The 12,895-nt window shown below is 35.6% G+C and carries 12 protein-coding genes and 4 pseudogenes; 7 read left to right on the top strand and 9 right to left on the bottom strand.

All coding sequences use genetic code 11. The features are described from left to right. Window positions 1–79: 79 nt before the first annotated feature. The 3 genes and pseudogenes from KHA94_RS09415 to KHA94_RS26505 form a co-directional block, all read right to left on the bottom strand. Complete coding sequence (locus KHA94_RS09415) at window positions 80–910, bottom strand: glycerophosphodiester phosphodiesterase (protein WP_213101864.1); 831 nt, start codon at window positions 908–910, stop codon at window positions 80–82. A gap of 474 nt (window positions 911–1,384) precedes the next feature. Beyond that, entirely contained in the window at window positions 1,385–1,918 is a 534-nt protein-coding gene (locus KHA94_RS09410) for a CueP family metal-binding protein (RefSeq protein ID WP_213101863.1), read from the bottom strand. Between the two features lie 302 nt (window positions 1,919–2,220). After that, window positions 2,221–2,404 (bottom strand): annotated as a pseudogene (locus KHA94_RS26505) (nucleoside deaminase); the annotation flags it as partial. A gap of 424 nt (window positions 2,405–2,828) precedes the next feature. On the opposite strand from KHA94_RS26505, the pseudogene KHA94_RS09405 reads away from it, so the two are divergent. From KHA94_RS09405 to KHA94_RS26795, 4 genes and pseudogenes are all read left to right on the top strand, one after another. After that, a pseudogene (locus tag KHA94_RS09405) lies at window positions 2,829–3,435 on the top strand (catalase); the annotation flags it as partial. Between the two features lie 972 nt (window positions 3,436–4,407). Further along, window positions 4,408–4,584 (top strand): hypothetical protein, encoded by a 177-nt coding sequence (locus tag KHA94_RS09395; protein WP_213101862.1) that lies wholly within the window; start codon window positions 4,408–4,410, stop codon window positions 4,582–4,584. Then, on the top strand, window positions 4,568–5,470 hold the full coding sequence (locus KHA94_RS09390; RefSeq protein ID WP_213101861.1) for a pLS20_p028 family conjugation system transmembrane protein: 903 nt from the start codon (window positions 4,568–4,570) through the stop codon (window positions 5,468–5,470). Before KHA94_RS09395 ends, KHA94_RS09390 begins: the two co-directional genes overlap by 17 nt. 47 nt (window positions 5,471–5,517) lie before the next feature. After that, window positions 5,518–5,760, top strand: coding sequence for a DUF8208 domain-containing protein (locus KHA94_RS26795; protein WP_476695930.1), 243 nt, complete (start codon window positions 5,518–5,520; stop codon window positions 5,758–5,760). Here KHA94_RS26795 and KHA94_RS09385 read toward each other — a convergent pair. The 3 genes and pseudogenes from KHA94_RS09385 to KHA94_RS26500 all read right to left on the bottom strand — a co-directional run. Then, the gene (locus tag KHA94_RS09385) at window positions 5,689–5,898 is read right to left on the bottom strand and encodes a hypothetical protein (RefSeq protein WP_249365411.1); all 210 of its coding nucleotides are present in this window, start codon (window positions 5,896–5,898) and stop codon (window positions 5,689–5,691) included. The two genes, KHA94_RS26795 and KHA94_RS09385, sit on opposite strands and share 72 nt — an antisense overlap. Before the next feature lie 637 nt (window positions 5,899–6,535). Further along, window positions 6,536–7,288, bottom strand: coding sequence for an SDR family NAD(P)-dependent oxidoreductase (locus tag KHA94_RS09380; protein WP_213101860.1), 753 nt, complete (start codon window positions 7,286–7,288; stop codon window positions 6,536–6,538). A 209-nt stretch (window positions 7,289–7,497) separates the two neighbouring features. After that, a pseudogene (locus KHA94_RS26500) lies at window positions 7,498–7,596 on the bottom strand (integrase); the annotation flags it as partial. A gap of 346 nt (window positions 7,597–7,942) precedes the next feature. Between KHA94_RS26500 and KHA94_RS26650 the strand changes: the two are divergent. Then, window positions 7,943–9,306, top strand: a pseudogene (locus KHA94_RS26650) (IS4 family transposase). A 623-nt stretch (window positions 9,307–9,929) separates the two neighbouring features. Here KHA94_RS26650 and KHA94_RS09370 read toward each other — a convergent pair. The 3 genes from KHA94_RS09370 to KHA94_RS09360 all read right to left on the bottom strand — a co-directional run bounded on the left by KHA94_RS09370 (window position 9,930) and on the right by KHA94_RS09360 (window position 11,440). After that, window positions 9,930–10,637, bottom strand: a complete 708-nt coding sequence (locus KHA94_RS09370; protein WP_213101859.1) for a hypothetical protein — start codon at window positions 10,635–10,637, stop codon at window positions 9,930–9,932. Window positions 10,638–10,787: 150 nt separating this feature from the next. Next, window positions 10,788–11,363 (bottom strand): SDR family NAD(P)-dependent oxidoreductase, encoded by a 576-nt coding sequence (locus tag KHA94_RS09365; protein WP_338030733.1) that lies wholly within the window; start codon window positions 11,361–11,363, stop codon window positions 10,788–10,790. Beyond that, entirely contained in the window at window positions 11,357–11,440 is an 84-nt protein-coding gene (locus KHA94_RS09360; RefSeq protein ID WP_249365455.1) for a MerR family DNA-binding transcriptional regulator, read from the bottom strand. The genes KHA94_RS09365 and KHA94_RS09360 overlap by 7 nt, the downstream gene beginning before the upstream one ends. Window positions 11,441–11,903: 463 nt before the next feature. Here KHA94_RS09360 and KHA94_RS09355 point away from each other — a divergent pair, with 463 nt between their 5' ends. Then, window positions 11,904–12,506 carry an SCO family protein gene (locus KHA94_RS09355; protein WP_213101858.1) on the top strand — a complete coding sequence of 201 codons (603 nt, stop codon included), beginning with the start codon at window positions 11,904–11,906 and terminating at the stop codon, window positions 12,504–12,506. Continuing rightward, window positions 12,487–12,822, top strand: coding sequence for a hypothetical protein (locus tag KHA94_RS09350; RefSeq protein ID WP_213101857.1), 336 nt, complete (start codon window positions 12,487–12,489; stop codon window positions 12,820–12,822). The genes KHA94_RS09355 and KHA94_RS09350 overlap by 20 nt, the downstream gene beginning before the upstream one ends. Window positions 12,823–12,895: the final 73 nt, after the last annotated feature.

Below are 12,895 nucleotides of genomic sequence, written 5' to 3'. Positions count from 1 at the left end.
CTATAATTCTAGAAGAGGCTGACCCAAAAGGTCGATTTTTACGACTTTTTAGGGTCAGCCTTTTTCTAAGAATATTAATTTACTTTCTAGGATCTACATAATCCGGATAATCAGAAATGATTGCGTCCACCTTCATTTCAAATAGAAAGTCTGCTGCTTCCTGACTACGCACTGTCCAAGATCCAATTTTCATGCCAAGAGAGTGGATTTGATTTACTAATTCTTCTGTCACAATTCCATAGCTTGGGTTAAACCAATCCGCATAGGTTGAAAATTCTTGTAAAGCTTCCGGTGTTGTATCTTTAGGGTTAGAAGTTAATACACCGATTGGAACTTTAGGAAGAAGCTGGTCCATTTTTTTAATTGATTCAAAGTTAAAAGATTGTATAATGATTTTTTCATTTTGCGGCTTATCCAGATTTCGTTCTTTTAATGCTTCTGCCACTTGTTCTTCAATACCAGGGTAAAGCTCTGGAGCCTTTAATTCTATTAAAATTCCAGCTTTTCCATGGTAACGATCAAGAACCTCTTCAAATGTTGGAATTAGTTCTCCTGCAAATTGTTCCCCTTTCCAACTACCTGCATCAAGATTTCTAAGTTGTTCAAATGTTAAATCTCCTACTTTTCCCGTTCCATCTGTTGTACGATCCACTGTTGTATCATGGATCACTACTAATTCACCATCTTTACTTCTTTGAACATCGATTTCAATATAATCGGCTTTCATCTCAACTGCTAGATCAAAAGCAGCAATCGTATTTTCAGGTGCATAACCTGCTGCACCACGGTGTGCTATATTTTCCACTTGTTTTCTTTCGCCTACTGTTGGTTCTGCAGCAAACGCCTGACTGAATGGGCTGAAAAACAACGAAAAGGCTATCCCTGCACTTAATAGTAATTTTTTGCTCATTTTCTTCATCTCCTATCTAAAATATGTATTCAAATATATTCTATGAGAGGAATATTGAACCAGTATGTAGATATATTTATAGTTTAATAAAGATTGTGTTAACAAAATTCGATCTTTTTCCTTACGTTTTTTTACAAATCTACTAATGGAATTAATAGTATAGAAATACCTCTACTACTTCATTTTACCTACGACTTTTGATGACAGTAAATGTGATATAAAATATATAAAACCTCTCAATTAAGTGAGTTTTTCCAGCAGTAATCCTTCTTTTAGTAGCGCACCCTTCGTATTATGAGATCCGCCAGATATTTCTGGTTGATCATTTTTTATATGGTTTTATTTTAACGGTAGCCGGGATAGAGCGTCTGTACCTGTGGGCTAAACCCCTTAGAATTAATCTGACAGACAAATCTTATTCACTTTTGAAAACAAAAATGATGCAAGAGGACTTGTCCTCTTGCATCATTTATTTTACTGCATCAACTTCATCGTTGTAATACAGGTTGGGTCACCTTCAAATGTAGATAGCTTTGACTCTGCTATTTTTCCATCGTGCTCTATTTTGATCTGAAAGGTTTTATCCCGCGGGAGCCACAAATCAATAAATCCATTAGATGGGGAGGTGATCATTTCATCTCGGATAACATTGCCATCCTCGTCTTCAATGTATAAATTAAACTCTTTATTTGCAAGTTCAGCTTGACAACCTGTCAAGCTATGATTCGTTCATGGATGGGTTTCATTCACGTAAGGTGCAATCGAAACAAAAAACTCACCTTTAGGTAAATCATAAGAAGTTTTATTTCCATCATTTTCAGTCACAATGAGTTCTTGTGACGTAATGGAGGCATTTTGTGCCGTTTTATTCCCTAAACTATAATCATTTACCAAGGCCTTAATGTCATCTGTTTCTTTTACAAGCTTTGCTTCATCTTTATCTGTGCTGCCGCAAGCAGTTAGTATAACTGCCGTTATCAAAGTAATGATTAATCCTTTTATTTTCATTTAAGATTCATTCCTCCCCTTATTATTTTTAACCATTATACCTTTTTTCTTTGTTTCGAAGCTTAAGTTTGTATTAATTCACAAAAATTCTACCAATTATAGTTTAATGACTTAGTAAACTGATAAAATTTATTAGAGACAAATTTACATCTATTCCCCTCTTTTATTTTTATTGTTTAATGGCTGACTAGATTCTGTTGCTTCATTTTCTTGTTCTTCTGTTTTATCGTTGCTGCTATAATCCTACTTATTAAGCCCTCTATTTAATATACAAAATAAAAGTGCAGAAATTATGCAGAACTTTAGTGATTATCCATAAGTACCTGTTGTTTTTTCTTTAAGTCGCTATATAGTTCTTCAATTAGTTCAATCTCATTAAATCGTTCATCAAACGTTTGCATCTTTTATTTTTCTATACCCACCAAACCCTAAGTCATCATTCAGCAACCAAACTACCTTTATAATATTTGCAAACAAAATTCCACCTGCTCTTTTATCATCTTAAGAAAGTCAAGTGCAAAACCTATATTGTCTGGCAATCTAAGTTCTGAAAATAAATTCAGGATGTAACTTAACCTCTTACGTTTATTTGAAAGGCTTAAAAAAGTTCTGTTCCTTTTATCACACAAAAATATGCTTCTATTTAAAAAAGCTTTTCCTTCTTCATATTCATCTTTTCATAATTCTACATGTTCAAAAAGGTCCGCTGCATAGGAGTTTTCTTTAACTAGCGGTCTATTCACATATCGGTTCAAATTCACTTAAATTGCAATTTCCTGAAAAATGCTTCTGACTTTAAGAAACTATATTTCTAATGAATGTTGAAAATAAAAGAAGAAGATACATATTCGAGCCTTAAAAATCATATTTAGTAACAATTGATGGAAATTAGTTTTTGGAGGCTATAATAATGAATGAAAAACATCATAAACAGAGGCAAACTTCATTAGAGGAAAGCCATTATGAGAATCGAGACCTCACCAATGGGTCAGCTAAACTTCATTCCCAGACGATCGGCTCTCGTGGACCTGTACTGGAACAAGATAGTGTACTACACGAAACCTTACAAGAATTTATTCATGAAAAGATTTTAGAAAGACCTGTTCATGTAAAAGGATCTGGTGCATTTGGTTATTTTCAAACGATCTATTCGATGTCCGAACATACAAAACTGAGCTTTTTGCAACATTCTAATCTGAATGTTCCTGTTATGGTTCGCTTCTCGTTAGCCGTCGGTGTGAAAGGAACACCTGATACATCTAGAAATGTACGTGGTTTAGCTACAAAATTTTATACAGAAGAAGGTGTTTTTGACCTTTTATGTAATCACATTCCTGTTTTTGCTGTTCGTGATGCGATACGATTTCCGGAATTTATTAAAGCAAGCTCACCTTATTGATCCTGATAGGTTTTGGAGCTTTGTAGCAAGAGCACCTGAATCGATTCATTTTGTTGTACGTTTATACTCTGATGCTGGTACGGTAAAAAGTTTTCGCCACATTCCAGGACATGGCCTTTAGCTGTATCGTCTAGCGGCTTGTCCGTATCGCGTGATGCTATTAGCGCTCCGATGTCTGATTGAACAAAAATACGCCGATCTCCATCTTTTAAAAACTCATATCCATTCCGCTCCAAGATTTGGCCATACTTTCGAACAGTGGGTGTTGCAATCCCCACTTCTTCTGCCACTTCCTTAGAAGAAAAAGCTCGTTCATTCGTTTGTATATCGCTTCGCATATCGGACCTCCTTTTCTATTAAATTGTGAAGGTTTTTAGATTTATTTGCAAGCTATATCGCCCAGCGATACGAGACAAAGAAAGAGCAGATTCCCCTTTCTTGAGGAATTCTATTTTTAGTTGAAGCTGGTGTAGGAGTAAAGGAGCCTCAGCAAGGACATACAGAAATTAACACTACCAGGAATATTTACGCCCATGAACTTATTATTAATAAATAAAACTGAGTTTATAGTTATTTAAATGCTTCTAATTTTTGTCGATATCTACTCATAATTTGTAGATATTTCCCGGGAATTTGTTGAAATTTGAAAAATAGTGAATCCTAATATTCAGAACAAAGGAATTTCTCCTTTTTATTTGGTTTCCTAAGGTACTTCTAATCTTTCTTTTTGTAGAAACACAAGGTTTTTAGTGAATCGTCTAGTGGCTTGTCCGTATTGCGTAACGCTATAAGCGCTTCGATATCTTATTTAACAATGATAAGCCAATCTTCATCTTTTAAAACTCATATCCATTTCGTCCGAACTCTCGGACAGCGGTGTTCCAGTCCCTACTCTTTTTTCCACTTCCTTGTAAAAGAATGCTCGTTCATTCCGATGTATATCATATCGCTTATCCCCTTTCTTAAAGATGATGGTTTTGGGGATTTATTTGCAAGTTATATCGCCAACCGATACGAGACAAAGAAAGAGCAGATTGCCCTTTTCTTGATTTTTAGTTGAAGCTGGTGTAAGAGTAAAGGGGCCTCATTTTTGAGTAAAAACCCATTTCGTTCTGAAATGCCATGTGTAAACACACTCTACTTTATCAAAGACGGAACTGTATATGACGAATTCGATTTAGAAAGATATGAAGGCATTCGGCAACAAGAAGAATTGGCTCTCTTTATTAAAATGATGTCAAACTCTACAGGTGATTCTAATAAGTAATGAAGAAATTGCTCTTAAACTTGAAGAGTTCCAGGATTACCTTAGCGTTTCGAACATTTTCACAGACATTATCAGATGGATCGCTTGGGTATTGGTTCAAGGGCTGGCATGGATTGTGGACATGCTTGAAAACCTAACCGATGACATTTTATTGATTAAGTCCTTTTTTAACAATCCTGAGATTGTGGCATTTTTTGATTCCATCAGACCATTCCTGTACATTTTGTTAGCCTTTTCCCTTCTTTATACAGGATATTTACTGATTTTCAACAAGAAATTCGACCGTGAAGGATTCGCAATAAACATTTTTATTGCCCGTATCATCGTACTTCTGCTGAACAGTAGAATGGACAAGGCAAATGAATTTACAGACACAGCGATTGACGCTGTAAAAGTGGATGCACTGTATCCAAACGATGAATCAACACTAAGTGGCTCTATTCAACGAAACGTCAACGACTTGACGGAAATTGATAAAAACAATTGGTCTACAACGGACTTGACTGTTCCAAACAGTACACCGCCTAGCAAAATTGCGAATATCAATGTCCGTGAGAAATATGGAATAGATACAGAAGGCATTTCCAGTGAAGGACAAGAGATTTCAAAATATATGCTTCCCCTTAATAACATCGGTGAATACCGTGCCGAAAAATTAGATCAATCTGGACTAGAGTGGAATAACGAGTATTATTTCCGTTACTCGATCAATTGGTTTACAATTTTCGTCACGCTCGGGATTATCGCCTTTATGCTCTTCTCAATTGCGTTAAAGCTTGCAAAGTTATTTTTCGAGCTAACATTTAACTATATATTGGCGCTGATAGTGGCGCCTGCTGACGTCCATGATGGACAGAAAACAAAGAAGATACTTCAAGCCATTTAGAATACGTTCATTGCTACCATCCTAATTTTTCTATCAATGAAAGTGACATGATCGGAATGGTTTATTTGGAAAACACATTGTCTACCTTCCCGTACTTAATAGCTTTGATTGCCTTTTCCCTCGCCGTTGTTGATGGACCGAATATTGTTGAAAGACTGTTCGGCATTGATGCAGGGTTAAAAAACGGTTGGGGCGTTCTAGTAGGGGCATATGTGGTGTCAAAATGGTTTCAGGTCTCGGGAATGAAATGTCTTAGGATACTGAACATCTTTTCCTTTCATCAAAGTTAATACAAATTGATCATCATCAAACATAGCAGCAAATCCTTTTCCACGGCTACCAACACACCTCATATTAAAATATGTTTCTAAGAACGCCCATAAAGCTTCAACGTAATTGGCAATCAAATTTAAATGATTTAATTTCATGAAATCACCTCTTACAAAAATTATTGATAAATCAATAATATCCAAAGGGGTAAAGCTTCGCATCTTTTTTATAAACATCGCGACTTTATTTCAAATCAACAACTTTATTAAAGATGAAACACGTCGGAAAGCCGTATAAGGGAAAACCTCACGTACGGTTTGACTAGGAGGAACTGAAAGTAAAAGAGATAGCGTAAGCTATCCCTTTTATATCAGTTTCTTACTCTACTCCTCATTTTTTGTTTTGCACAAAAGCATCAATAGCTTCTAGAGCTTTTTCTGCCCCGCCGCATTTTTGAAAACTTTCATTAATTTTTTGGTATTAACTCTCTTACTGTTTTCTCTTTGACTACTAAGGATACAAATAATTCCCATTGCTCTAGCCATTGATTCTACCTGCAAAACCAGTTCAGAAACCCCTTGAACCTTAAGCTTTATATTCCATCCCCCATTTGTTAAATATTAATTAAATAATAACAAAAAAGGGAATTTTTAAATCATACTTAATAATGAAACTGATTCATACTTTAAACTCATTTTATTTATATAAATCCCGTTATCGGAAGTTGGATTAATATCCAGTTTTCCTTAAATGTTGAAGTCTCTTCTTTTTCTGTTTCGTTTTCTTGTTTTTACATTAACTCATGTCAATTCCACCATTAACCGGAATATAAGCACCATTTATATGCCCATTCCAGTTAGCTACCAAACTTAAAATAGCTCCGGCGATATCTTCCGGTTTTGCCACACGTTGTAATGGTGTTAAGTTTCTAAGCATCTCATGCATTTCTGAAGATCCGTCTTTTGTTGCATCCGTTAAGACTAAACCAGGAGAAATAACATTGGTTACAATATTTTTAGGTCCTAGTTCTTGTGCTAAGTATTTGGCAAATGTAGTAATGGCTGCTTTGGCTGTACCATGAGCAATGAATTCCTGTGAAGGAGTCCGGGATAGAGAACTGGATATTAATACAATTTTTCCTCCTCCTTGCTTTTCCATATGGGGAACTACTTCTTGGCATAGTTGAAAAGCTGAGCCCATTTCATTATTTAACTTATAGGAGAATTCTTCCCAACTCATTTCCGTGAAAGGCTTGATCGCAAAGTCAATATTTGCATTGTTTATAAGAATGTCAACCTTCCCAAATTCACGAATGGTCTCATCAACTAGAGCCTTTACACCTTCCGTCGTTCTAACATCAGCTTGTATAACCTTCCCTTTTCGCCCTGTTGTTTCTACTTCAGCAAGAACCTTTAAAGCTTCTTTTTCAGAACTATGATAGTTAACTACAACATCGGCTCCTGCTTGTGCTAGTAAAACAGCCGTAGCTGCACCAATCCCTCTACTACTGCCGGTTACTATTACTACTTTATTTTTTAATGGCTCCATAAATATACCTCCACTCCTTAAATGTAATCAATAGTAATTATAAAATTATAATTACTTTATTTCACGTCTTGCAATTCACTGGAATTTGTGTGCAAACTTTCTGTATCAAGAGTATTGAACGGGCCGAGCTGCGAAAGTTGAGTTATTTATTATAATCCTACTTTGACATCATTTACCGTATTCGTGGTTGCTCCACAATTTGTCCCGATTCAAAAATACTTGCCATATAAATCCTGTCTTAATTTCCCACTGAGATGAGCATAGAGTATTGTTGTTTCACTCTTTTCATGCCCCAGGAGACTCTGTATCTAGGTAATGTGACCACTCCCAAGTTAGGTTAGAAGCGTTTCGCACCATTATATGGCCCTTTAATGGAATAGAGAAGGACTATTTGTTTCTTTTTTTTATAGTTACCTATATAATCACCTGACACCATTTGCAATTTCACAAAAAATGAATCTGAGTTTATAGTTATTTACTCAACTTTCGCAGTTGAATTTTAGTCTTAAAGCTGTATGATATCTTCTCTATTGCCTAAAATAATATCAATTTGTTTTTCACTGCATTTTGTGTACAGATAAAAAGAAAGACACCGTTTCTTTTGGTAAAATAATGGTGACCAAACCAATTAACCAAAGAAAGGTGTCACCAAATATGTTATCTAAGAAATCGGCTTTTGTCCATCTCTCACAAGCTATGAAAAGCAGTTTTTCGGAACTAAATATTGGTAATCACTTGCGTAGTGCCGGGATTACAAAAAGACTTGGTTTTTCATGTCTTTCTATTTTTCAACTTTTGTTTCTTTTAGTTTTTGAACATCGTACCTGGTACCAAGCTGGTTTAAGTAAACAAGCAGCCGATCTACCCGGAAAAGATGTGATTTATCGATTTTTAAAAGTACCAACATTCAATTGGCGTAAGTTTTTATCGTCCCTTTCGTCTGATGTCACTCAGCGTTTTCAAAAACTCACTTAATCAGAGAGAATATCTGTCTTTATCGTTGATGATTCGGTCTTTTCACGTAATCGTAGTAAATGTGTTGAGCTACTATCACGTGTTCATGATCATGTGAGTCATAAGTTCATTAAAGGGTTCTCCATGTTAACACTAGGTTGGTCAGACGGCTCTTCATACCAGTTGATTTTGCATTGCTAAGTTCGGCGAATAAATCAAACCGTTATTGTGAACTTGATTCATCTATTGACAAAAGAACTTCAGGATTCAAACGTCGTAAGGAAGCCATTCGACCTAAGCCTGAAGTTGCGGCAACACTAATTCAAAACGCCTTAGACAAAGGGTTAGTTGCTGACTATGTTTTAATGGACACATGGTTTACACATGCACCTTTAATCGAATCTATCTTTGAAAAAGGCTTATTCGTGATTGGCATGGTCAAACAAATGAAGCAACGCTATCAATATAACGATAAACTTTTGAAACTAGAAGATTTATTCAAATTAGTTCGACCTACTCTTCAAAAGAAGGATATTTTAGGTTCTATTCAAGTATGTCTTCATACCGACAACCGGACTCCGGTTAAGATTGTTTTTGTTAGAAATCGCAATAAGAAGAGCGAATGGCTGGCGATTCTTACGACTGATACTGCTCTTTCGGATGAAGAAGTCGTTAGAATTTATGGGATGCGTTGGGACATTAAAACCTTCTTTAAATGCACAAAATCATTATTAAAGTTAGCGAAAGAATTTCAAGGAAGATCTTACGACACCATGATTGGTCATACAACACTGGTTTTTACACGTTATATCCTTCTTGAATGGAACAGAAGAAATGAACAGGATCCAAAGACAATAGGGCATCTTTTTTTCTTGATGTGCGATGATATAAAAGATCTAGATATGCTTACAGCTTTACAACAGTTACTAGAATTATTTAAAACAATGTCGAAAGACAGTGTTTCTTTGAGCACGAAAACTTTAAACAGTCAATTAGCACAATGGTTTGAGACTTTGCCAAGTTATATCAAGGGCTCATTAGATTTTTCTATGTGCGAAAGTTGAGTTATTTAAATGCTTCTAATTTTTGTCGATATCTACTCATAATTTGTAGATATTTCCCGGGAATTTGTTGAAACTTGCAAAATAGTGAATCCTAATATTCAGAACAAAGGAATTTCTCCTTTTTATTTGGTTAAATAATCATTAACTCTAATTTACTACTTAAATATCGTAAAGATAGGGAATAGAATCGAGGGGTATATTTATATCGGGTATCGCAATCTCTGTTTCATTGGTACTTCTAATCTTTCTTTTTGTAGAAACACAAGGTTTTTAGTGAATCGTCTAGTGGCTTGTCCGTATTGCGTAACGCTATAAGTGCTTCGATATCTGATTTAACAATGATAAGCCAATCTTCATCTTTTAAAACTCATATCCACTTCGTCCGAACTCTCGGACAGCGGTGTTCCAGTCCCTACTCTTTTTCTCACTTCCTTGTAAAAGAATGCTCGTTCATTCCGATATATATCATATCGCTTATCCCCTTTCTTAAAGATGATGGTTTTGGGGATTTATTTGTAAGTTATATCGCCAACCGATACGAATCAAAAAAAGGGTTGGTACCCCCCTTTCTTGTGATACTCTGTAAAGGATGACTCTTGTTTTGGATTGAGGATCTCAACCTCCTATTTTCGGAATATAGAGAAAAGCCTTCCCCATTTTTCTTTAGGTTTTTGTATCTCTTCTTCTAATCGTTTATTAAAATCATTTTGTGAACTCCATTCTTTTTTCTGTTCGTCCCGCATATTTTGTATTTCCTTTTGTAAGAATTCACTTTTTTGTTTTTCTAGTTGCAGTAATGTTTCGTAATTGGTATTTTGTTGTTCTGTTAATTTTTCAATTTTAGCATGTGTTTTTTTAGTTGAATTTCCAATACTAGAACTTATAACATGATGATCTTGCTGGAGCCGGGAAACCGTTATTTTAAGCTCAGACATATCATTTGTCAGTTGGACATTCATTTCACGCGTGGCTGCGAGTTCATTGACTAAAAACATTAAAATCTCTTTTAATTGATTGGGGTCTTGGGGTAAATTTTCATATTTATCGGGTATCGCAACCTCTGTTTTATTGGATTCTTCTAATCTTTCCTTTTGTTGATCCACAAGGCCTTTAGCTGTATCGTCTAGTGGCTTGTCCGTATCGCGTAACGCTATTAGCGCTCCGATGTCTGATTGAACAAAAATACGCCGATCTCCATTTTTTAAAAACTCATATCCATTCCGCTCCAAGATTTGGCCATACTTTCGAACAGTGGGTGTTGCAATCCCCACTTCTTCTGCCACTTCCTTAGAAGAAAAAGCTCGTTCATTCGTTTGTATATCGCTTCGCATATCGGACCTCCTTTTCTATTAAATTGTGAAGGTTTTTAGATTTATTTGCAAGCTATATCGCCCAGCGATACGAGACAAAGAAAGAGCAGATTGCCCTTTTCTTGATTTTTAGTTGAAGCTGGTGTAAGAGTAAAAGAGCCTCATCAGCGTTTAGGACATACAGAAATTAAGCAGTATCCGCACCTTCAACGACAGAACTAGGGCATCTTGGCCTCCCGTATCGGTACGAACACGTCCTGGGCAAACTGCATTTACTTTGATATTTGGTTCGGATAATTCTTGTGCAACTAGACATGTTAAAGCGTTTAACATTGTTTTGGATATACGGTATGCTCCCGATGATCCTTTCAACCCCCCAAATCCCTGAAGAAATTCAAATGCCCCTAAACCAGAGGAAAGATTTACTATCCTCCCATAACCTTGTTCTTTCATTAAAGGAACACTTGCTTGAATCAACCTTAGGCCTCCAAAGAAATTCGTTTCAAAGGTCTCTTTTACCATTGACTCTTCTACTTTTAAAATAGAAACTCCCCTGTCAAGGATAATTCCAGCATTATTCACAAGTACATCTAGTCTACCATACTCATTTTTTACTAGTTTAATCATCTGTTCGATGCTGTCTGCATCATTTGCATCGACTACTTGTAGATCAACAATCAGTCCATTTTTATACATTTCTGTAACAGTCTTTTCCCCTTTTTCTGCATCCCTACATCCAATCAGCACATGGTATCCTTTTCTTCATAATATCGTAAAGAGCGAAGGCTTACTCCCGTTCTTCGAGCTAATTCACTAATATGCATTTATAAGCACCTCTTTAAAATTTTTTCTTATCTTGGTTTAACTATAAACCATCACATCATGTGAAGGTCAATATTATTTATTCCACTAACTGTCCGGTAATTGATCCTTCATTTATGGTCTCTTCATTCTCTCTAGCAAAAGTGAATCTTGCATCACATTTTTTAGATCGCATGAAAGACCCATGAACCTTTATGGCAGCTAATGCCTTTCTCCAAGAAACCGTTTTTCAGATTCGTACGTTTCAAAAAGTGGACGAGTAAAGTAGTTAAGGATTGGATGGTTATTTCTAATAAATTTTAATTATGATAGTAAGCAGGGGGAGTGGTTAGGGTATGCCTATTTTTTATTTGTTTGAATTCCGTTCATTATGGAGTCCATTCTATTCATTGTATATGTTCTTGATTTTAGTAGTTTATTACCTAATGACTTTAAAAAATGACTAATAAAAAAGGAGGCTAACATATGAGAGGGAATTTCTTGTGTACTTCAGTTTTACTCCTTAGCCTCGTACTTGTCGGTTGTGGGCAAGGAATTAAAGATCCTCTTAATTGGAAAATAGAGGATTTATCAGCTGTTACTGAAGAGGGTAAAGAAATGGGGTTGGATGATTTAAAAGGGAAAGTACGGATTGCTGATTTTATCTTTACGAATTGCGCAACAGTTTGTCCACCTATGACTGCGAATATGACCAAACTTCAAGGGCTTTTAAAAGAAAAAGGATTAGAAGTAGAAATCGTTTCATTCAGTGTTGACCCAGCTGTTGATACACCTGAGAGGCTAAAAGAGTATGCTTTAAAATTTAATGCTGACTTATCAAACTGGCACTTATTAACGGGGTACTCACAAGATTTTATTGAAGATTATGCCTTAAAGAATTTTAAGACCATTGTACAAAAACCAGATACAGATACCCAAGTCATACACGGTACCTCTTTTTATCTTATAGATCAAGAGGGTAAAGTAGTAAAAGATTATAATGGGATCACTGTTCCCTTTGATGACATCATCAAAGATGCTAGTATACTAATCTCAAAGGGGTCAACTTATGAAAAAAAAGAAAAATAGATTATTCATTTGGATGATTGTATTCATTTGTATAGTTGTTATTGCCAGTTTTTTTATACCATGGACAACTAAACCATCTGGAGAAACAAGGGTTATTCTGGAACATACTTATAAAACTTACATTGCCCCTTTATGTTTTGAAACATCAAATGCAACAAATTTTCTTGAAGAATCTACTCTACAGAGCGCACAAGATTTAGACTATAAACCACATTCTTCTTGTACGGAGGATGCTTTAAAAGCTGAAAATGATTCCCTTTTCGAAAGCATATTAAAGGAAATAGGGATCATAGGGAAAAAGCGGAATAATTGGTAAAGTAAATGGGGGTTGATCAAAAGGCAGTTATTTACTGACTTCTGGTCAACCCTCAATATATTTCTTTATTAAG

The organism is Cytobacillus citreus, from assembly GCF_018343665.1.
In the GTDB taxonomy this organism is placed as follows: domain Bacteria; phylum Bacillota; class Bacilli; order Bacillales; family Cytobacillaceae; genus Cytobacillus; species Cytobacillus citreus.
This window is presented reverse-complemented; position numbering and strand designations above follow the sequence as displayed.

Coding starts and splice junctions, on each gene's coding strand:
- KHA94_RS09355 (WP_213101858.1), top strand. CDS start 11,904: ATGAGAGGGAATTTCTTGTGTACTTCAGTTTTACTCCTTAGCCTCGTA.
- KHA94_RS26795 (WP_476695930.1), top strand. CDS start 5,518: ATGATCGGAATGGTTTATTTGGAAAACACATTGTCTACCTTCCCGTAC.
- KHA94_RS09385 (WP_249365411.1), bottom strand. CDS start 5,898: ATGAAATTAAATCATTTAAATTTGATTGCCAATTACGTTGAAGCTTTA.
- KHA94_RS09370 (WP_213101859.1), bottom strand. CDS start 10,637: ATGCGAAGCGATATACAAACGAATGAACGAGCTTTTTCTTCTAAGGAA.
- KHA94_RS09380 (WP_213101860.1), bottom strand. CDS start 7,288: ATGGAGCCATTAAAAAATAAAGTAGTAATAGTAACCGGCAGTAGTAGA.
- KHA94_RS09360 (WP_249365455.1), bottom strand. CDS start 11,440: ATGCATATTAGTGAATTAGCTCGAAGAACGGGAGTAAGCCTTCGCTCT.
- KHA94_RS09415 (WP_213101864.1), bottom strand. CDS start 910: ATGAGCAAAAAATTACTATTAAGTGCAGGGATAGCCTTTTCGTTGTTT.
- KHA94_RS09350 (WP_213101857.1), top strand. CDS start 12,487: ATGAAAAAAAAGAAAAATAGATTATTCATTTGGATGATTGTATTCATT.